We start from the raw sequence: 18301 nt of genomic DNA, 5'->3' as shown, positions 1-18301 counted from the left end.
CACGGATGTTCGTCCGGCAAGGACGGCCTGAGCCGGCGGCATTTTATTGAATGCGGGGGTTGGCGCGCGTGAATTGCTTTTGTGATTATTGAGACCGGAATTTGTCGGCCACGGATCGAACCGGTCTGATCTGATAAAGCGCAATCATCGTTTCGCCGCCGGTTTGCCCGGCGCTTGTTATGAGGGATCAGCGCCGCGTCCGCCCGTCAGTCGCGGCGAACGCCGTTGGATAAGGCGCGATTGGCGTGAGCCGCGGCGTCAAAAATCGATCGGATCGTCGCCCGGATCGTCCGCGCTGTCCGCGGCGAGCGCGGCTGCCCGGCGCGGCGCCGATGCGGACGCATCGAGCGCAGGATTCCTGAGCTTCTCGAGCACGATTTCCGGCACCGGAATGCGCATGCGCGCGGCGACGTCGCCGCATTGGAACATCACGAGCTCGCCGGGTTCGAGCGCGGTCCACACTTCGTCGTCGGTCAGCGGCTGCGTTGCGATCACGGCAACCCGGTCTTCAGGCGTCGTGTATTTCGCGAAATCGATCGAGATGTCCTCGTCGATCAGGTGCGCGGTCGAGAATGGCCAGCGCCGCACCAGATAATGCAGGCGCGTCGAGCAATGCGCAAAGAGCGCTTGCCCGTTCGACATCAGGAAGTTGAACACGCCGTGCTGCGTGATGCCGCGCGTGAGTTCGCCGAGTTGCTCGAACAGCTCGGCGAGCGGCGGCTGTGCGTCGGGGAATGCATCGCGCAGGCCGCGCATCAGCATGCAGAACGCCTTTTCGCTATCGGTCGTGCCGACCGGCTGATAGACGCCACCCCCGAGATCGGGCGCATAGCCCGGCAGATCGCCGTTGTGCGCGAAGATCCAGTGGCGGCCCCATAACTCGCGCATGAACGGATGGCAATTCTCGAGCAGGATATGGCCTTGCGTCGCCTTGCGGATGTGCGCGATCGTGTTCTTCGATTTGATCGGGTAACGCTTGACCATTTCGGCGACGGGCGAAGTCGCCGATGACTGCTGGTCGATGAACAGCCGGCACGCCTTGTCCTCGAAGAACGCGATGCCCCAGCCGTCGGCATGGTGATCGGTGAGCCCGCCGCGGGCCGCGAAGCCGGTAAACGAGAACGTCACGTCCGTCGGTTCGGCGCAGTTCATTCCGAAAAGTTGACACATATTGCTGGGGCGGCTGAATGCTGGCGGGTAAGGATACCGGGCTGAGCCGGTACAATGACGGGTTCAAGCATATCACCGAGCCCTGAGCGGCAAAAGGCGGAATCCGTGCCGGCAAACGGCGCAATCCAGGCGCGTGGTCCCCGGTTGCGGTTTGGCCGTCAGTCGGCGCAGCCCGCGCGGTGCGCATCGCCAGTGCCGCCCGCTTTGCCGCCCGTTACACCCACACGACACCATGAACGCTTCCGCTTCCGACACGCTCACCCTCGCGCGCCCCGATGACTGGCACTTGCACGTGCGCGATGGCGCAATGCTGGCCGCCGTCCTGCCGCATACCGCCCGTCAATTCGGCCGGGCGATCATCATGCCGAACCTGAAGCCGCCCGTCACGACGACGGCGCAAGCGCACGCGTATCGCGAGCGCATCCTGGCCGCGCTGCCGGCGGGCGCCGCGTTCGAGCCGCTGATGACGCTGTATCTGACCGACAACACGCCGCCCGACGAGATCCGCCGCGCGCGCGAAAGCGGCTTCGTGCACGGCGTGAAGCTGTATCCGGCGGGCGCGACGACGAACTCCGACGCCGGCGTGACCGATCTCATCGGCAAATGCGCGAAGACGCTCGACGCGATGCAGGATACCGGCATGCCTCTTCTCGTGCATGGGGAGGTCACGGACGCGTCGATCGACCTGTTCGATCGCGAGAAGGTGTTCATCGACCGCGTGATGGAGCCGCTGCGCCGCGCGTTTCCGGCCCTCAACGTGGTGTTCGAGCACATCACGACGAAGGACGCGGCCGATTACGTGCGCGATGCAGACACCACGCACGGCCGCGTCGGCGCGACGATCACCGCACATCATCTGCTGTACAACCGCAATGCGCTATTCACCGGCGGGATTCGCCCGCACTACTATTGCCTGCCGGTGCTCAAGCGCGAGACGCATCGGGCCGCGCTGGCGGCGGCGGCAACCTCGGGCAATCCGCGCTTTTTCCTCGGCACCGACAGCGCGCCGCACGCGAAGGGGCTGAAGGAGGCCGCATGCGGCTGCGCGGGCTGCTACACGGCACTGCACGCGCTCGAGTTGTATGCGGAGGCATTCGATCAGGCGGGCGCGCTCGACAAGCTCGAAGGTTTCGCGAGTTTCTTCGGCGCGGACTTCTACGGGCTGCCGCGAAGCGGCGAGACGGTCACGCTGCGCCGCGAGACGTGGGAACTGCCGGGCGAGATCGACGCGGGCGGTTTGAGCGTCGTGCCGCTGCGCGGCGGCGAGCCGATCGGCTGGCGGCTCGTCTGACGTACCGGCACGGGCATCTGGTTGGCCACTGCGGGTTGATCGGCATGGAAAGAGGCACGAGCGCCGGCTTCGAGATCGACTGGCGCGCAGCGTGGCTCGCGCCATTCGCCGGGCAGGGCGAGCGCTGGGCCCGGCTCGCGCGGCAGGACGGACCGGCGTGGCTGCGCACCCTGAACGACGATGCGCGCGTCGAATCCGTCACGACGGCGGCCGGGCTGCCGCTTCGTTTCATTGCGCAGGCGGCGCTGCCCAACGGCATTGCCTACGAAACGCATATTGCGGCGACAGGCGCGGTTCCGACGCGCCACAACACGCATGATTTTTTCAACGCACTCGTCTGGTTCGCCTATCCGCGGATCAAGGCGATGCTCAACGCGCGTCAAGCGGCGGCGATTGACGTCACCGGCGTCGGCCCGGCGCGCGGCGCCGTCCGGGATGCGTTGACCTTGTTCGACGAAAATGGGGCGCTGTTCGCGACATCCGACCCCGCGCTCGCGGCTGCGCTGCGCAGCTTCGACTGGCGCACGCTGATGCTCGCGTCGCGCGCCGCGTGGGGCACGCGCTGCGAGGCGCGGATCGTCGGCCACGCGCTGCTGGAGAAGCTCGTTGAGCCGTACAAGGGGTGCACCGCGCATGCGTGGATCGTCGACGTGCCGCAGGTTTATTTCGAATGGAACGAAGCGGCGCGCCGCGCGTGGCTCGACGAGCATGCCGCGGTGGCGCTGGGCGACGCGCTGCCGACGAGCCGCGCGTTCTCCCCTTTGCCGGTGCTCGGCGTGCCCGGCTGGTGGGCGGCGAACGCATCACCGTCGTTTTACGACGATCCCCGGGTGTTTCGCAGCGGCCGGCGCTCGCGGGCCGCTTGAGCGTTGGTGCCCACGCGGCCCGAACCTGCGATGAGGCGAGCGAGAAGATGCGAACGTGGCAGGAACTAGCGGCCGGGCTGTACGCTGTCGCCGGCCGATGCGCTCACGGGCTGAAAAGCGCTGTCTCCGGCAACAGCCTCGCGATGACAATGTTGTGGTGCCGCCGATCGGCACTCACGGCTTGAACGGGTGCCGCGTCGCGGTGCTAAAATTCCGTTCGCAAAGCAGGCCAGGCAGTCGCGGCTTTCGCGGTTGTGCCGCGAAGGGCGAGGAAAGTCCGGACTCCAATAGGGCAGGGTGATGGCTAACGGCCATCCGTGGCGACACGCGGAACAGGGCAACAGAAAGCAAACCGCCGATGGCCCGGCGCAAGCCGGGATCAGGTAAGGGTGAAACGGTGCGGTAAGAGCGCACCGCGGCTGCGGCGACGCAGACCGGCACGGTAACCTCCACCCGGAGCAATTCCAAGTAGGCAGGCGCGCATTTTCGGATGCAGGACGGTGCCCCCGTCTCGTCTGCGGGTAGGAAGCTTGAGCGCGTCAGCAATGGCGCGCCTAGAGGAATGGCTGCCACGGAGCGCGCGCTTTCGAGCGGGCGGTCTGCACAAAATCCGGCTTATCGGCCCGCTTTGCCGATCGATAAACGAAAGGCCGCCGCTGCATCGTGCAGCGGCGGCCTTTTTGCGTTCGGCGATCCCGGCGCCCGCTTGGGCGCGGCAGGCTTATACGGCGACGATCTCGAACGAGTGCGTAAGCTCGGCCGTTTTTGCCAGCATGATCGAAGCCGAGCAGTACTTGTCGTGAGACAGATTGATCGCGCGTTCGACGGTTGCGGGATTCAGATTGCGGCCCGTCACCGTGAAGTGAAAGTGGATCTTCGTGAAGACCTTTGGGTCCTCGCTCGCTCGCTCGGCCTTGAGCGACACCGAGCAGCCGGTCACTTCCTGGCGGCTCTTCTTTAGGATCAGTACGACGTCATACGCGGTGCAGCCGCCCGTGCCGACTAGCACCATTTCCATCGGACGCGGCGCGAGGTTATGCCCGCCGCCTTCCGGCGCGCCGTCCATCGAGACAAGGTGGCCGCTGCCCGTTTGGGCGGCGAACGCCATGCCATCCTGTCCCATCCAGCTAATCTTGCATTCCATGCATGAGCTCCAGCGTTGCTTGATTTAATTGTCAACCGGCATTGTAGCCCTGCACCGGGCATGCGGTTGATGCGATGCAATATGGCTGAGCGCCGCGCCCGGCGAGGCTTCGCGAGCGATTCGACGAGTCGGCAAGCCCCTGCCGGATCTAGGGGTTTGGCTCGAGAAGAAAAAAGGGCGCTTTACAGACGATAACCTATCTATTTGATTCGAAAGAAAAATAGGGATTTCTTCACATGGCCCGGTATTTTCGTATTATAAAATCATATTTCTCAATGCGGTTTTTCTTGTCCTGCTAAGATCGGCCTCGTATAATGCGAGACATTGGTTGTCGCGTTGCGGCAACCTCCGCATGTCTCCTCCACCCTCCTCCTTTGGTGGATTAAGCCCGAACCGGCGGTTCGGGCTTTTTTTCGTCTGATTTTTCGTTGGATGCACGTTTCGGCGGACATTTTTCGCACGCGCCGCGGTCAATACGCACCCGGCGTTAGCCGGCCACGGTGGCCAATGCCGATTGCCATTGACCAGTCAATGCAAATCTCTTTATAATTCAGGGCTTTTCCGCATTCATGCCCGCGGAAAAAGAATAGGGAGAGCCTGCACCGCGCCACGAAGCGCACACAGACAAGCAGGAAAAGAACATCGGGCACAGCAAATTTATTGGATCGATCATGAAGACGTTTTCCGCAAAAGCCCATGAGGTGGCGCGCGAATGGTACGTGATTGACGCGACGGATAAGGTTCTCGGCCGTGTCGCCAGCGAAGTGGCACGCCGTCTGCGCGGCAAGCACAAGCCTGAGTTCACCCCGCACGTCGACACCGGTGATTTCATCATCGTCATCAACGCGAGCAAGTTGAAGGTCACGGGCAACAAGACTCTGGACAAGAAGTACTACCGCCACTCGGGCTACCCGGGCGGTATCTATGAAACGACGTTCGGCAAGATGCAGGAACGCTTCCCGGGCCGCGCGCTCGAGAAGGCGGTCAAGGGCATGCTGCCGAAGGGCCCGCTCGGCTACGCGATGATCAAGAAGCTGAAGGTCTACGCTGAAGCCACGCATCCGCATTCGGCGCAACAGCCGAAGGCGCTTGAGATCTAAGGGGAGCCCACATGATCGGTAACTGGAACTACGGTACGGGCCGCCGCAAGAGCGCAGTCGCTCGTGTCTTCATCAAGGCTGGCAAGGGCGACATCGTCGTCAACGGCAAGCCCATTTCCGACTACTTTTCGCGCGAAACGTCGCTGATGATCGTGCGTCAGCCGTTGGAACTGACGAACCACGCGCAGACGTTCGACATCAAGGTGAACGTGTCGGGCGGCGGTGAAACGGGGCAGGCAGGTGCGGTGCGTCACGGCATCACCCGCGCGCTGATCGACTACGACGCGACGCTGAAGCCGGCGCTGTCGAACGCAGGCTTCGTCACGCGTGATGCGCGTGAGGTCGAGCGTAAGAAGGTCGGTCTGCACAAGGCACGCCGCGCGAAGCAGTTCTCGAAGCGTTAATCGCTTGTGCCGCGTGCCGCTGCACGCGGTGCCGCAGCAAGAAAAACCGCCAGTTTTTGCACTGGCGGTTTTTTTATGTGCGCACGGTTTGTGTTTGCGCAAGGAATGCGCAAAAAATGTTCGTGTGCATCTTGATTTCTCCTGCGCAAGCACGATCTGCGGATCGGTCCTACAATAGCGCCAATGCTTTTTGGAGAGTTCGCATGAACGCTGTCACCGAATCCGCGGCAATTACCGAGATGCCGGCCCCGTTCGTCTTTACCGATGCGGCGGCCGACAAGGTCAAGCAATTGATCGACGAAGAAGGCAACCCCGACCTCAAGCTGCGCGTGTTCGTGCAGGGTGGCGGCTGCTCGGGTTTCCAGTACGGCTTCACGTTCGATGAAGAAATCAACGAGGACGACACCGTGATGAACAAGAACGGTGTCCAGTTGTTGATCGATTCGATGAGCTATCAGTATCTGGTTGGCGCCGAAATCGACTACAAGGACGATTTGAACGGCGCGCAATTCGTTATCAAGAATCCGAACGCGACGACGACTTGCGGTTGCGGCTCGTCATTCTCGGTTTAATGCTGGGTGTCATTGCCGGATAGTCGGAAACGGGGCGCAATGCCCCGTTTCTTTTTGGCGGCGGCCAAACCGGGTGAGCGATTCGGCCCGATTGCCGGGCGGTGGCGGCAGCCGGCAGGTGCAAAGCCGCGCCCCAGTGCTGCGACGCCGTGGCGGGGCTACGCCGCTCAGAGTTCGGCCAAGCGCCTGCCGCCTTCGCGCAGCGTCGCGTCGTCCTTGCAAAAACTCAAACGCACCAGGCCGGTATTCGCGCCGTCGCGGTAAAAGCTCGACAGCGGAATCACGCCGACCTGCTTGCGACGCAGCACATCGAGCACGAAATCCTGGTCGCTCGCGTCGTAAAAGCCCCGAAAACGCGCCAACATGAAAAAACTGCCTTGGCTCGGAACGATCTCGAGCCGCGAGCCGGCCATCGCGTCCGTGAGCAGATCGCGCTTGCGCTGATAGAACGCCGGCAGGTCAAGATAGCTCGCTGGCCGCGTCAACGCGCGGGCAAGCGCAGCTTGCAGCGGCGCAGACGCGGAAAACACCAGGTACTGATGAACCTTGCGAATTTCGGTTGTCAGTTCGGCCGGCGCCACGCAATAGCCCACCCGCCAGCCCGTCACGCTGTAAGTCTTGCCGAGCGACAGCACGACGACGCTGCGCTCGGCCAGCTCCGGATAGCGCGACATGCTGTGATGTGTGCGTCCGTCGTAGACCATGTGTTCGTACACTTCGTCGGCGAGGATCACGATGTCGGTGCCGCGTGTCACGGCGATCAACCGGTCGATGTCGTGCTGATCGAAGACCGCCCCGGTCGGATTGTGCGGCGTATTGACGATCAGCATCCGGGTTCGGGGCGTGATCGACGCCGCCACTTCGTTCCAATCGATGCGCAGCGTATCGAGCCGAATCTTGAGCGCAATGGGCGTTGCGCGTTGCAGCCGGATCGCCGGTTCGTAGCATTCGAACGCCGGCTCGAAGAAGATCACTTCGTCGCCGGCGCTCACGAGCGCGCTGATGGCCGAATAGATAGCTTCGCTGCCGCCTGCGGTCACGGTGATTTCGTGATCGGCGTCGTAATGGGCGCCATATAGCGCGGCGGTTTTTTCCGCGAGAATTTCGCGCAGCGCCGGCAGACCAGGGATCGGTGCGTATTGATTGAACCCATCCTGCATCGCTTGCGCCGCGGCGCGAATCAATTCGGGGGCGGGCGCGAAGTTGGGAGCGCCCTGCCAGAGATTGATCGCTTGATAGTCGGCGGCCTGCCCGGCGATCACGGCGAAGATGGACAGCCCGCTGTTCGGTAATTTGGAGGAGCGCATGGAACGGTTCCGGTCGATGCGGCGGAGTCGTTCATTGTATCGGGACTGGGGCAGCAGCGAGCCGGCGTGCCGGCTCGGGCGTGAATGAAGTCAGCGGGAAAAAATGAATTTCCTCCGGTTATTCAATTATCGAAGCAGGCTGATATAAGCTGGCCGCGCCGGAAAATTGAATTCAATAAAATTGCGGAGGGTTAATGAAAAAATTATGGGTGGTTGTTTTCGCATTTGTCATATCGATATCGAATGCGAGCGGGGCCGATCAGGTTTCGGTGGGCGAAACCGTAATCCTGAATCAGCTTTATCACGATGCACTGGCCGAAGGCGGTGCGTTGACCGTCTATGCCGGCGGCGATACGGCCAATGCCTGGGATGGCGTGGTGGCGCGCTTTCAGCAGCGTTTTCCCGGCGTCAAAATCGCGATCATCACGGATCTCAGTAAATTCCACGATGCGCGTATCGATAATCAAATCGCGCGCGATAGATTGTCGGTCGACGTTGCGCATTTGCAGACATTGCAGGATTTCCCGCGCTGGAAACGGGAAGGCGCGCTTTTGCGTTATGTTCCGCCGATCGGATGGCGGAACATACCGGTCGATTTGAAAGATCCGGAAGGCTATTACACGGGTATCGGAATTTTCAGTCTCGGCTATGTCGTCAATCCGACGCTCGTGCCGGCGGGCGAGGTGCCGCGTACCGCGCGCGATCTTTTGCAGCCGAGATTCAAGGGCAAGATCGTGCTGACTTATCCGAATGACGACGATGCGGCGCTGTTCATTTTCCACCAAATCGTCCAGCAGTACGGATGGGCATATCTGGACGATTTGATCGCGCAGCGGCCGTATTTCAGGCGCGGCTCGGTCGGTGCCGGGCAGGATGTGGCGTCGGGAAAGTACGCGGTCAGTCTCGACGCATGGTGGCCGCTGAAAGCGCCCGCGGGCAGCACCGCGCGCTATGTCACGCCGCAGGACACGTTCATGACCTGGCCGCAGACGGCGGCTATTTTCAAGAATACGCGTCATCCCGCCACCGCGAAGCTGTACGTGAACTGGTTGTTGTCTCGGGAATTCCAGAGCAGCGATCTGACCACGCAATGGCCGATCAGAAACGATGTGGCGCCCGCGGCGGGATATCAGCCGATCTGGACCTATCGGAATACGGACCCGGCGGCGTTCGCGCGTTTCATGAGCGATCGGGCGGAGGTGGAGCGTTTTCGCGCACAACTGACGCTGTATGTGGGCGAAGTGCAAGGGCCGAATCCAACCGGCGTCGGCGGGTTGCTGCCGTCCGCTTCCGGCTCGCGCTGACCGGGGGCGGGCAGTGCGTCGGCGCCGTATCGATCGCGGCGGGACTGGCCTTGCCGCCGGCTCAGCGAGGATACAACGCGCCGAGCACGCGCTCGCCCGCCGCGCCCGTGACGGCCGGTAGGTTGCCCGGCTCGCGCGCGGCGAAGCGGCGCGCGAGCCACGCGAACGCGAGCGCTTCGACTTGCTGCGGCGGTACGCCGAGCGCGGCTGTCGTGTCGACGGCCGCATCGAGCCCGCGCGCGGCGACGGCGGCCGATAGCGCGTCGAGCAATACCGGGTTGCGCGCCCCGCCGCCGCATACGTAGATGGCCTCGCAATCGCGCGCGTGCCGCGCGATTTCATCGGCAATGCTTTCGGCCGTGAGCGCGACGAGCGTCGCTTGCACGTTTTCCGCCGGCAGCGCGGCGAAGCCGCGCAGCTTCGCGTCGAGCCAGTCCGGGTTGAACAGGTCGCGGCCCGTGCTTTTCGGTGGCGGCGCGCGGAAGTAAGGCTCGTCCAGGAGCACGGCGAGGAGGGCGGCGTCGGGCGTTCCGCGCGCCGCGAAGCGCCCGCCGTCGTCATACGGCTGGCTCAGATGGCGCGCCGCCCATGCGTCGAGCAACGCGTTCGCGGGCCCGCAGTCGAAGCCGCGCACCGTGCCGCCGTGCGCAGCGGCCGCGGGCAGGATCGTGATATTGCTGATGCCGCCGAGATTGCAGACGACGCGTGTGGTGCCGGGAGAGCCGAACATCGTCGCGTGGAACGCCGGTACGAGCGGCGCGCCCTGGCCGCCCGCGGCGACATCGCGGCTGCGAAAATCGGCAATGATGTCGATGCCGGTCAACTCGGCCAGCAGCGCCGGATTGTTGATCTGGCGCGTATAGCCGCGCTCCGGCCGATGCCGGACGGTCTGCCCGTGCACGCCGACCGCGCGCACGTCGCCTGGCGCGAGTTCGGCCGAGTGCAGCAATGCGCGGCAACATGCCGCGTAGCGCGCGGCGAGCGCGTTCGCGGCGAGCGCCTCGCGTTCGATCTCGCCGCCGCCCGGCTGCTGTAGCGCGAAGAGCGCGTCGCGCAGCGCGCCGTCGAAATCGGCGAACGCCTGCGCCAGCACGGCCGGCGGCTTGCCGGCGTCGAACCGCACGGCGACGCCGTCCACACCGTCCATGCTCGTGCCCGACATCAGGCCGAAGTAGACGCCATCCGCGGGATGGCCGGGTTGCGTGTGAGAGGACGTCACGTTGATCGCTCCGGAATCGTGGTTGAGCGGCGCGGGCGCATTGCCGCGCGCTATCGCGCCCGATTATCCGCGCAAGCGGGCGCGGCGTTAAGCGGGCGACCCGCAACTTATGGGAAAATCGCTCTTTTTGCGACATTTCCTTTTCCTGCACCGATGAGCACCGATCCCACTTCGAAGCCAGCGTTCCCGATCACCGATGAAGTCCGCCACGCGCTCGCCGTTACGAAGCGCGGCGTCGACGAACTGCTGATCGAGGAGGAATTCGCAGGCAAGCTCGCGAGAAGCGCGGCGACGGGCAAGCCGTTGCGCATCAAGCTCGGCCTCGATCCGACCGCGCCCGACATTCACCTCGGCCATACGGTCGTGCTGAACAAGATGCGGCAGTTGCAGGATCTCGGCCATACGGTGATTTTCCTGATCGGCGATTTCACCTCGCTGATCGGCGATCCGTCGGGCCGCAACGCGACGCGGCCGCCGCTTACGCGCGAGCAGATCGAGTCGAACGCGAAGACGTATTTCGAGCAGGCGGCGCTGGTGCTCGAGCGCGAGAAGACCGAAATCCGCTACAACAGCGAATGGTCGATGCCGCTCGGCGCGGACGGGATGATCAAGCTCGCGTCGCGCTACACGGTCGCCCGGATCCTCGAGCGCGAGGATTTCACGAAGCGCTTCCAGAGCGGCGTGCCGATCTCGATCCACGAATTTCTGTATCCGCTGATGCAAGGCTACGATTCGGTCGCGCTGAATGCCGATCTCGAACTCGGCGGCACCGATCAGAAATTCAATCTGCTCGTGGGCCGCGAGCTGCAGAAGCAGTACGGACAGGAGCAGCAATGCATTTTGACGATGCCGCTGCTCGAAGGGCTCGACGGCGTCGAGAAGATGTCGAAATCGAAGGGCAACTACGTCGGCATCAGCGAGAAACCGAACGATATGTTCGGCAAGCTGATGAGCATTTCCGACGTGTTGATGTGGCGCTACTACGAGCTGCTGTCGTTGCGCAGCCTCGACGAGATCGCGCAGTTCAAGCGCGAGGCCGAAGGCGGGCGCAATCCGCGCGACTTCAAGGTGCTGCTCGCGCAGGAGATCGTCGAGCGCTTCCATTCGCGCGCGGATGCGCAGCGTGCGCTCGACGACTTCAATCATCGCGCGAAGGGCGGCGTGCCGGACGATATCCCGTCGGTGACGCTCGCCGGCGCGCCGCTTGCGATCGGCCAGTTGCTCAAGCAGGCGGGGCTCGTGCCGTCGACCAGCGAGGCGTTGCGCAACATCGAGCAGGGCGGCGTGAAGATCGACGGCGCGACGGTGTCGGACAAGGCGCTGAAAGTCGAGGCCGGCGAGTTCGTCGTGCAGGTCGGCAAGCGCCGCTTCGCGCGCGTGACGCTCACCGCATGAGCGCGCGGCACACCAGCCGGCGGTTGGGGCGCGGCGGCGGTGCGTGCGCGGCCGCGCTGCGCGCCGTGAGCATGGCGAAAACGTGTGCCGTGGCGGTGCCCGCATGCACGGTGCAAGCGGGTGCGGCAAGCGTGGTGGCGGCGGCGCGCAGACGGGCGCCGTCGCGGGCGAGCGCGGCATGATCGCGCTGATCCAGCGCGTCAAGCGTGCGGATGTGCGCGTCGGCGAGCGCGTGACGGGCGAGATCGGGCCGGGGCTGCTCGCGCTCGTCTGTGCGCAGCGCGGCGATACCGAAGCGGTTGCCGATAAATTGCTCGCCAAGGTGCTCGGCTATCGCGTGTTCAGCGACGCCGCGGGCAAGATGAACCTGCCCGTGTCGAACCTTGACGGCGCGGGGCGCGCGGGCGGCCTGCTGCTCGTGTCGCAGTTCACGCTCGCGGCCGATACGGCAAGCGGCCTGCGGCCGAGCTTCACACCCGCCGCGCCGCCCGCCGACGGCGCGCGGCTTTTCGACTACTTCGTGCGCGCCGCGCGTGCACGCCACCCGATCGTCGCGACGGGCGAGTTCGGCGCCGACATGCAGGTGTCGCTCGTCAACGACGGGCCGGTGACGTTCTGGCTGCAGGTGCGCACCTGATTCCGATGCGAGAGCCCACGATGACGATGGCCACGACGCAGATTTTCTTCATCCGGCACGGCGAAACCGAGTGGAACCGCATCAAGCGGATTCAAGGGCATATCGATATCCCGCTCGCCGAAACGGGGCTTGTGCAGGCCGGGCAACTCGCCGAGCGGCTCGCGCGCGATTCGCGCGCGGGCGTGCGCATCGATGCGATCTATTCGAGCGATTTGATGCGCGCGCAGCAGACCGCGAAACCGGCAGCCGATGCGCTCGGTTTGCCGCTCACGCTGTCAGCGGGGCTGCGCGAGCGCGCTTACGGCGTGTTCCAAGGCTATGACAGCGCGCAGATCGAAGCGCGCTTTCCCGATGCGTATGCACGCTGGCAGACGCGCGACCCAGGTTTCGCGCCGGAAGGCGGCGAGTCCCAGCGCGCTTTCTACCATCGTGTGCTGCACGAAGTCGAGCGGATCGTTGCCGCTCATCCGGGCGCGCGCATTGCGTGCGTCGCGCACGGCGGCGTGCTCGACTGCGTCTACCGGTTCGCGAACGACCTGCCGCTCGACGCGCCTCGCCACTACGCGTTGCTGAATACGAGCGTGAATGTGGTCGATTACGATGGCAGCCGGGCGCGCGTCGTGCGCTGGGCTGATGTCGATCATTTGAGCGCCGCGAGCGACGACGACGGATATCGGAAGGTGCTGTAACGCGGTGATGGGCGCGGCGCGCAGCGTAGGACGATAAGAGGCGCTGCGGGCCGTCGCGGCGTGCATATCGTTTGCGTCCGTCATTGCTTACTCGCACGCGGCTGCTCCGACGGCCGGTTCCTGGGCCGACGGTAGCGCATTGGCCCGCCGTCGGCCGTACTCACTCGCTATCGCGCCTCGCGAGGGGGCGGCCGCACTGCCTGCGCTCGTACTGGCGATGCGCGCGTCGCATTGCATTGCCGCACTTTTGCTGCGGCGCGCGCTGCGCGTCAGCGCAGCCCGTGACGCGCCTTGTAATCGAGCGCATAGGCTATCTTGCCCGGCTTGTCGGCGGTGATCGGCTGGCGCAGCTTGTCGAATTCCCCCTTGTTGTATTTCTTGCCGCCGTTAAGTTGATCGGCGCGCCCGAGGTCGGCGCCCGTCTTGCCGTCGATCACCGGATCGGTTGACGCGACCATGCGGGCGGATGCATTCCAGACAGCGTTCAGATAGCCCGTGTCGGCGGTTGCCGGGTTCGGGTCGGTCGAGCCCGCGCGCGTGACGTCGTAGCTCGCGAGCGAGAACTTTTCCGGTTGCATGCGCAGCCAATCGGCCCAGTAAAACTCAAGGTAGTCGGTTGCGCCAGCGGGCTTCGCGTAGCCGATGTCGCGCGTGAAATAGACAAGCGACCGGTACGGGTCGTTGCGCAGGCCGAGCTTCAGGCCGAGCCCGGTGGGCAGCCGGTCCGGCGTGATCCGCTGGCCGTCGCCGTCCTTCAGCCGCAGATAGCCGCGGTCTTGCATTTGCTGCCAGAACGCGTTGCCCGAATAGGCGTTGAGGTTGTCCTTGACGACGACATGCACGTGCAGCGGCGCGCCGCCGTCCGGCGTTTCGTAATAGGCCGACAAGCCGTGGTGACCGTCGGTTACATAGAGCGTGTCGCCGTTCGGGCCGACGACGACGGGATTGAGGACCGAGCGCTCGCGCGAATCGGCGCTCGCCGCGCATTGGTAGCTCGCGGGGTCGTGCAGCGTGGATTGCGCGGCGTAGCCGTTCGGTGCGATGCCGCCAAGCCCTTCGTCCGCACAGAAATCGTCGAATTTCTTATCCGGTTGGCGCTCGTAGCGGCCGAGCTTGTAATAGATCTGGTCATAGCCGATCGCGCCTTGAGTCGGACGCAGATCGCCAAGCGTTACGTCGAGCATGTCGCCTGCGCGCGCGCTTTTCCATTTGCTTGGCTCGGGCTCTGATTGTGCAGGTTGTGCCGGACTGCCGGCATTCGCTGTGCTGCCGGGTTGCTGGCTCGGCTTCGCGCCGTCGGCGCTGGATGCTGGGCCCGCTGGGGCGGCGAGTACGTTCGACGAAGCAGCGGAGAACTCGTCGCCGCCGCATCCGGCCAGCATGGCGACGATCGGAAAAACAGCGAAAACGAGGTGCAGACGTGGCATCGGGCGTGAGTGTGTGAGGGTGGACGGTGCGCTGCTGACGAGCACACAAATTGTCAGCATCGCGAATGAATGTGACGGGTGTTTGAAATAATACCGAAAGTCGGCTTATTGGCTGCTTCGGTCTGGCGTTGCCGGCGCGGCGGCAACGCGCCGGCGCGCGCGCTTCGATACGCCGTTGACGAGCGCCCAGCGGACCATCGGCGCGACGATCCGCACGCCGGGCCGCACCAACGCTCGGCGCACCGGCGCGAGCGCCGACAGCCCGAGCATCCGCTGCGCCCAGTCAGGCAGCAGATCGATGCCGGCATTGAAGAAGAGCGAGGCCGCTGGACGCAACGCCGGCTTTGGCACCGGCGCGTTCAACAAAATGCGCACGACCTCTTGCGTGCGCTCACTTGCGTCGAGTTCGGCGCGCGTTGCGGCGAAATAGGCACTGACGTCGGCGCGCGTCTTGGGGGCAGCGGCCGCGCCGAGCAGCTCGGCGATGCGCGCGGTTTCCTCGTAGTATCGATCCTGATCGTCGCCTGACAGCCGCGGGTTGACGTAACGCAGGTGCGCGGCGAGAAAACTCGAGACTTCGGCGACGTGCACCCATGTCAGCAGCGCCGGATCGCTCGCGCGATAAGGGCGCCCGTCGGTTCCGGTGCCGACGACGGCTTCGTGAATCGCTTTCACGCGCGCGATCAGCCGCATTGCATCGTCACGGCTGCCGTATGTGGTGCCGGCGATGAAGGTCGCGGTGCGGCGCAGCCGGCCGAGGATGTCGGTGCGGAACGTCGAATGATCCCAGACGCCCGCGAGCGCAAGCGGATGCAACGCCTGCAGCAACAATGCGGCGATGCCGCCCGTCATCATCGACGTGAAGTCCGCATGCACCTTCCAGCACACCGAATCGGGGCCGAACAGGCCAGGATCGCCGGGCGGTGACGAGTAGTCGAGCGACGGGCCGCCGCCGTCCGTCGTCAGATAGGTGACGCCTCCCGCGACGCGCGCGCGCACGCGTTCGACAAGCGGATGGCTGATCGGCGGAGCGGCGGGGTGCCTGCGCAGGGGCTCGGACATCGGTCGGCTCGCCGGGAAATCGTGGCTCAGCGCCCGGTGTCGGGCGCGTCCCAGAGATTGCGCACGGCACTCGCGGCGTCCGGCGCGGCGAGCCCGAAATGTCGGTACGTGAGCAGCGTCGCGATGCGGCCGCGCGGCGTGCGCTGCAAGAAGCCTTGCTGGATCAGGTATGGCTCGAGCACATCCTCGATCGTGTCGCGCTCCTCGCCGATCGCGGCGGCGAGATTGTCGACGCCGACCGGGCCGCCATCGAACTTGTGCAAGATTGCTTCGAGCAGCTTGCGGTCCATCAGGTCGAAACCGACCGGATCGACGTCGAGCATCGCGAGCGCGGCGTCCGCGATGGCCGCGGTGATATTGCCGTCGGCCTTCACTTGCGCATAGTCGCGCACGCGGCGCAGCAGCCGGTTTGCGATGCGCGGCGTACCGCGCGAGCGCTTGGCGATCTCCAGCGCGCCCATCGGATCGATCTGCGCGTTCAACAGCGCGGCCGAACGGCTGACGATTCGCGACAACTGCTCGGCGTCATAGAACTCGAGCCGCGCGACGATCCCGAAGCGGTCGCGCAGCGGATTGGTCAGCATGCCCGCGCGCGTGGTCGCGCCGACGAGCGTGAACGGCTGCAGGTCGAGCTTGACGCTGCGTGCCGCCGGCCCCTCGCCGATCATGATATCGATCTGATAATCCTCGAGCGCCGGATATAGGATTTCCTCGACGACGGGCGACAGCCGATGGATCTCGTCGATGAACAGCACGTCGTTCGTTTCGAGATTCGTGAGGAGCGCGGCAAGGTCGCCCGCGCGTTCGAGCACCGGGCCGGATGTCTGGCGCAGGTTGACGCCCATTTCGCGCGCGATGATATGCGCGAGCGTCGTCTTGCCGAGGCCGGGCGGCCCGAACAACAGCACGTGGTCAAGCGCCTCGGCGCGGCGTTTCGCGGCCTCGATGAAGATTTCGAGCTGGCCGCGCACCTTCTCCTGCCCGACGTATTCATCGAGCTGGCGCGGGCGCAGCGCGCGTTCGAACGCCTCTTCGCGCGAAGACGCGGGCGTGGCGGAAATGATCCGCTCGGCGGCGAGTTTGTCGGTTTCGATCATGCGGCCATTGTACCGCGTGGCGCGTGTCGTCCAATCCGGCCGAATGGCCTAATTGCCCGGCCGGGCCCGGCGTGCGAAGCTGGGTTCCGACACCGCGCCACACCGTGACGGCTATGCCTTCGACAGCGCCTTGAGCGACAGCTTGATGCCTTCGGACACGCCGGTGCCGGCCGGCACGTTCTTGATCGCCGCGAGCGCTTCTTTTTCCGAGTAGCCGAGCGCGACGAGCGCGTTGAGGATGTCGGTCGCGTGGTCCGACGGGGACGCGGCGCTTGCGAGCGCGCCCAGGTCGGCGCCGAGTTTGCCCTTGAGTTCGAGCAGCAGGCGCTCGGCGGTTTTCTTGCCGATGCCGGGCACGCGAGTCAAGCGCGCCGCGTCCTGCAGCGTGACGGCCTGCGACAGTTCCGCGACGCTCATCCCGGACAGCACGGCGAGCGCCATCCGCGCGCCGACGCCCGTGATCTTGAGCAACTCGCGGAACGTCGAACGCTCCTGCGGCGTGAGGAAGCCGTATAGCAGATGCGCGTCCTCGCGAACGATCTGCTGGGTGAGCAGCACGACCTTCTCGCCGGTGTGCGGCAGGTTGTAGAACGTGCTCATCGGCACGTCGACCTCGTAGCCGACGCCGTTGCAGTCGACGAGGAGATGCGGAGGATTTTTTTCGAGGAGGATGCCGGCAATGCGACCGATCATGGCGGTGGTGACACGTGACGGAAACCGCGAGTGTAGCGTACCGCGCGACGCGGGCGGCGCGACGCCGCTCGCGATCGCATATGACCGCCGAAGGTGCGGCCGAACGTGCCCGACGCGCAGCGCAACGGCGGTGCGGAGCGCGATCGGCGGCGGCCAGCGCGGTCAGGCGCGAGCGCGCGGCTTGTCGCGCTCAGCCGACGAGCCGCCCGCGCCGCACGCGCAGCCCTTTTTTCGCGAGCGCGGGCGCGATACCGCCGAGCGTGTTGAGCGTGCCGCCGCCGTGCGCGTGGCAAATCGCCATCCCGAGCGCATCGGCCGCATCGGTGCCCGGCAGCCCGGACAAATTCAGCAGGCGCGCAACCATCTCCTGCATCTGCGTTTTCGTCGCGCGCCCGTAGCCGACTACGGCCTGCTTGAGCTGCAGCGCCGTGTATTCCGCAACCGGCAGACCGCCCGACACCAGTCCGCAGATTGCGGCGCCGCGCGCCTGGCCGAGCAGCAGCGTCGATTGCGGATTGACGTTGACGAACACCTTTTCGATCGCCGCCTGCTCGGGCGAGTGTTCGCGGATCAGCGTCGCGACGCCGTCGAAGATCGTGCCGAGGCGGGTCGGCAGATCGGCGGTGGGGGTCTTGATCACGCCGCTCGCAACATACGCGAGCCGATGGCCGCTGACGTCGATCACGCCGAAGCCGGTGACGCGCAAACCAGGGTCGATGCCGAGAATTCGCATGAAGAAACGGGGAAGCTGTCTGCGATCGATACTACACGAATGATGCGGCGGCCAGAGGCGTGCGCGCTCGCGGCGCCGGCGAGCGGCGCGGTGCGCAGCAGCGGCGCACGAGCGCCGATAAGCGCGCGGGCCGATAAAAAAACCGGTGGGGTTGCCGCCGGGGCACCGGCTTGCGTCGCGCGCGCCGGAGG

19 protein-coding genes and 1 other RNA gene are annotated in these 18301 nt (G+C 65.0%); 11 read left to right on the top strand and 9 right to left on the bottom strand.

Translation table 11 applies throughout. The annotated features are described in order from the left end of the window. Window positions 1-258: 258 nt before the first annotated feature. A complete protein-coding gene (locus BSIN_RS06080) occupies window positions 259-1170 on the bottom strand; it encodes a class II glutamine amidotransferase (protein WP_089339831.1) in 912 nt (303 codons plus the stop codon). A gap of 232 nt (window positions 1171-1402) precedes the next feature. Between BSIN_RS06080 and pyrC the strand changes: the two genes are divergently transcribed. The 3 genes from pyrC (at window position 1403) to rnpB (ending at window position 3961) form a co-directional block, all read left to right on the top strand. After that, window positions 1403-2461 (top strand): dihydroorotase, encoded by a 1059-nt coding sequence (gene pyrC, locus BSIN_RS06075; protein ID WP_089339830.1) that lies wholly within the window; start codon window positions 1403-1405, stop codon window positions 2459-2461. 44 nt (window positions 2462-2505) lie between these two features. Beyond that, the gene (locus tag BSIN_RS06070; protein WP_089339829.1) at window positions 2506-3327 is read left to right on the top strand and encodes a DUF3025 domain-containing protein; all 822 of its coding nucleotides are present in this window, start codon (window positions 2506-2508) and stop codon (window positions 3325-3327) included. Between the two features lie 221 nt (window positions 3328-3548). Beyond that, window positions 3549-3961: RNase P RNA component class A (gene rnpB, locus BSIN_RS06065), an RNA gene on the top strand. 87 nt (window positions 3962-4048) lie between these two features. Here the strand turns inward: rnpB and BSIN_RS06060 are convergent. Then, window positions 4049-4471, bottom strand: coding sequence for an OsmC family protein (locus BSIN_RS06060; RefSeq protein ID WP_059515953.1), 423 nt, complete (start codon window positions 4469-4471; stop codon window positions 4049-4051). A 671-nt stretch (window positions 4472-5142) separates the two neighbouring features. On the opposite strand from BSIN_RS06060, the gene rplM reads away from it, so the two are divergent. The 3 genes from rplM to erpA all read left to right on the top strand — a co-directional run bounded on the left by rplM (window position 5143) and on the right by erpA (window position 6547). Then, window positions 5143-5571 carry a 50S ribosomal protein L13 gene (rplM, locus tag BSIN_RS06050; RefSeq protein ID WP_006025277.1) on the top strand — a complete coding sequence of 143 codons (429 nt, stop codon included), beginning with the start codon at window positions 5143-5145 and terminating at the stop codon, window positions 5569-5571. A gap of 11 nt (window positions 5572-5582) precedes the next feature. Then, on the top strand, window positions 5583-5975 hold the full coding sequence (gene rpsI, locus BSIN_RS06045) for a 30S ribosomal protein S9 (protein ID WP_004194309.1): 393 nt from the start codon (window positions 5583-5585) through the stop codon (window positions 5973-5975). Window positions 5976-6178: 203 nt separating this feature from the next. Next, a complete protein-coding gene (gene erpA, locus BSIN_RS06040; RefSeq protein ID WP_059569076.1) occupies window positions 6179-6547 on the top strand; it encodes an iron-sulfur cluster insertion protein ErpA in 369 nt (122 codons plus the stop codon). A gap of 167 nt (window positions 6548-6714) precedes the next feature. On the opposite strand, the gene BSIN_RS06035 is transcribed toward erpA, so the two are convergent. Then, window positions 6715-7854, bottom strand: a complete 1140-nt coding sequence (locus tag BSIN_RS06035; protein WP_089339827.1) for a methionine aminotransferase — start codon at window positions 7852-7854, stop codon at window positions 6715-6717. A 269-nt stretch (window positions 7855-8123) separates the two neighbouring features. On the opposite strand from BSIN_RS06035, the gene BSIN_RS06030 reads away from it, so the two are divergent. Continuing rightward, window positions 8124-9158 (top strand): ABC transporter substrate-binding protein, encoded by a 1035-nt coding sequence (locus BSIN_RS06030; protein ID WP_218192399.1) that lies wholly within the window; start codon window positions 8124-8126, stop codon window positions 9156-9158. Window positions 9159-9219: 61 nt separating this feature from the next. On the opposite strand, the gene BSIN_RS06025 is transcribed toward BSIN_RS06030, so the two are convergent. Beyond that, the gene (locus tag BSIN_RS06025) at window positions 9220-10320 is read right to left on the bottom strand and encodes an anhydro-N-acetylmuramic acid kinase (RefSeq protein ID WP_256583637.1); all 1101 of its coding nucleotides are present in this window, start codon (window positions 10318-10320) and stop codon (window positions 9220-9222) included. Between the two features lie 210 nt (window positions 10321-10530). On the opposite strand from BSIN_RS06025, the gene tyrS reads away from it, so the two are divergent. From tyrS to BSIN_RS06005, 3 genes are all read left to right on the top strand, one after another. Then, window positions 10531-11772, top strand: a complete 1242-nt coding sequence (gene tyrS, locus BSIN_RS06015; protein WP_059515961.1) for a tyrosine--tRNA ligase — start codon at window positions 10531-10533, stop codon at window positions 11770-11772. Between the two features lie 178 nt (window positions 11773-11950). Continuing rightward, window positions 11951-12409 (top strand): D-aminoacyl-tRNA deacylase, encoded by a 459-nt coding sequence (dtd, locus tag BSIN_RS06010; protein ID WP_059516130.1) that lies wholly within the window; start codon window positions 11951-11953, stop codon window positions 12407-12409. Window positions 12410-12435: 26 nt separating this feature from the next. Further along, window positions 12436-13098 (top strand): histidine phosphatase family protein, encoded by a 663-nt coding sequence (locus tag BSIN_RS06005; protein ID WP_089339859.1) that lies wholly within the window; start codon window positions 12436-12438, stop codon window positions 13096-13098. Between the two features lie 269 nt (window positions 13099-13367). Here BSIN_RS06005 and BSIN_RS06000 read toward each other — a convergent pair whose 3' ends face one another. The 5 genes from BSIN_RS06000 to ruvC all read right to left on the bottom strand — a co-directional run bounded on the left by BSIN_RS06000 (window position 13368) and on the right by ruvC (window position 18110). Beyond that, the gene (locus BSIN_RS06000; RefSeq protein WP_089339824.1) at window positions 13368-14525 is read right to left on the bottom strand and encodes a ParB/Srx family N-terminal domain-containing protein; all 1158 of its coding nucleotides are present in this window, start codon (window positions 14523-14525) and stop codon (window positions 13368-13370) included. Between the two features lie 105 nt (window positions 14526-14630). After that, window positions 14631-15587 (bottom strand): oxygenase MpaB family protein, encoded by a 957-nt coding sequence (locus BSIN_RS05995; protein ID WP_089339823.1) that lies wholly within the window; start codon window positions 15585-15587, stop codon window positions 14631-14633. A 26-nt stretch (window positions 15588-15613) separates the two neighbouring features. Next, on the bottom strand, window positions 15614-16684 hold the full coding sequence (ruvB, locus tag BSIN_RS05990) for a Holliday junction branch migration DNA helicase RuvB (protein ID WP_059515969.1): 1071 nt from the start codon (window positions 16682-16684) through the stop codon (window positions 15614-15616). Between the two features lie 111 nt (window positions 16685-16795). Continuing rightward, the gene (ruvA, locus tag BSIN_RS05985) at window positions 16796-17377 is read right to left on the bottom strand and encodes a Holliday junction branch migration protein RuvA (RefSeq protein ID WP_059515971.1); all 582 of its coding nucleotides are present in this window, start codon (window positions 17375-17377) and stop codon (window positions 16796-16798) included. Between the two features lie 190 nt (window positions 17378-17567). After that, the gene (gene ruvC / locus BSIN_RS05980; protein ID WP_069233800.1) at window positions 17568-18110 is read right to left on the bottom strand and encodes a crossover junction endodeoxyribonuclease RuvC; all 543 of its coding nucleotides are present in this window, start codon (window positions 18108-18110) and stop codon (window positions 17568-17570) included. Here ruvC and BSIN_RS26175 point away from each other — a divergent pair. Then, window positions 18042-18301, top strand: a 260-nt coding sequence (locus tag BSIN_RS26175) for a hypothetical protein (RefSeq protein WP_218192400.1), incomplete at its 3' end; no start/stop codon positions are given. The genes ruvC and BSIN_RS26175 overlap by 69 nt on opposite strands.

It is taken from the genome of Burkholderia singularis, from assembly GCF_900176645.1.
In the GTDB taxonomy this organism is placed as follows: Bacteria; Pseudomonadota; Gammaproteobacteria; order Burkholderiales; family Burkholderiaceae; genus Burkholderia; species Burkholderia singularis.
This window is presented reverse-complemented; position numbering and strand designations above follow the sequence as displayed.

Coding starts and splice junctions, on each gene's coding strand:
- ruvC (WP_069233800.1), bottom strand. CDS start 18,110: ATGCGAATTCTCGGCATCGACCCTGGTTTGCGCGTCACCGGCTTCGGC.
- erpA (WP_059569076.1), top strand. CDS start 6,179: ATGAACGCTGTCACCGAATCCGCGGCAATTACCGAGATGCCGGCCCCG.
- BSIN_RS06035 (WP_089339827.1), bottom strand. CDS start 7,854: ATGCGCTCCTCCAAATTACCGAACAGCGGGCTGTCCATCTTCGCCGTG.
- BSIN_RS06080 (WP_089339831.1), bottom strand. CDS start 1,170: ATGTGTCAACTTTTCGGAATGAACTGCGCCGAACCGACGGACGTGACG.
- dtd (WP_059516130.1), top strand. CDS start 11,951: ATGATCGCGCTGATCCAGCGCGTCAAGCGTGCGGATGTGCGCGTCGGC.
- ruvB (WP_059515969.1), bottom strand. CDS start 16,684: ATGATCGAAACCGACAAACTCGCCGCCGAGCGGATCATTTCCGCCACG.
- BSIN_RS06060 (WP_059515953.1), bottom strand. CDS start 4,471: ATGGAATGCAAGATTAGCTGGATGGGACAGGATGGCATGGCGTTCGCC.
- rplM (WP_006025277.1), top strand. CDS start 5,143: ATGAAGACGTTTTCCGCAAAAGCCCATGAGGTGGCGCGCGAATGGTAC.
- BSIN_RS06025 (WP_256583637.1), bottom strand. CDS start 10,320: ATGTCGGGCACGAGCATGGACGGTGTGGACGGCGTCGCCGTGCGGTTC.
- BSIN_RS06070 (WP_089339829.1), top strand. CDS start 2,506: ATGGAAAGAGGCACGAGCGCCGGCTTCGAGATCGACTGGCGCGCAGCG.
- ruvA (WP_059515971.1), bottom strand. CDS start 17,377: ATGATCGGTCGCATTGCCGGCATCCTCCTCGAAAAAAATCCTCCGCAT.
- BSIN_RS06000 (WP_089339824.1), bottom strand. CDS start 14,525: ATGCCACGTCTGCACCTCGTTTTCGCTGTTTTTCCGATCGTCGCCATG.
- rpsI (WP_004194309.1), top strand. CDS start 5,583: ATGATCGGTAACTGGAACTACGGTACGGGCCGCCGCAAGAGCGCAGTC.
- pyrC (WP_089339830.1), top strand. CDS start 1,403: ATGAACGCTTCCGCTTCCGACACGCTCACCCTCGCGCGCCCCGATGAC.
- tyrS (WP_059515961.1), top strand. CDS start 10,531: ATGAGCACCGATCCCACTTCGAAGCCAGCGTTCCCGATCACCGATGAA.
- BSIN_RS05995 (WP_089339823.1), bottom strand. CDS start 15,587: ATGTCCGAGCCCCTGCGCAGGCACCCCGCCGCTCCGCCGATCAGCCAT.
- BSIN_RS06005 (WP_089339859.1), top strand. CDS start 12,436: ATGGCCACGACGCAGATTTTCTTCATCCGGCACGGCGAAACCGAGTGG.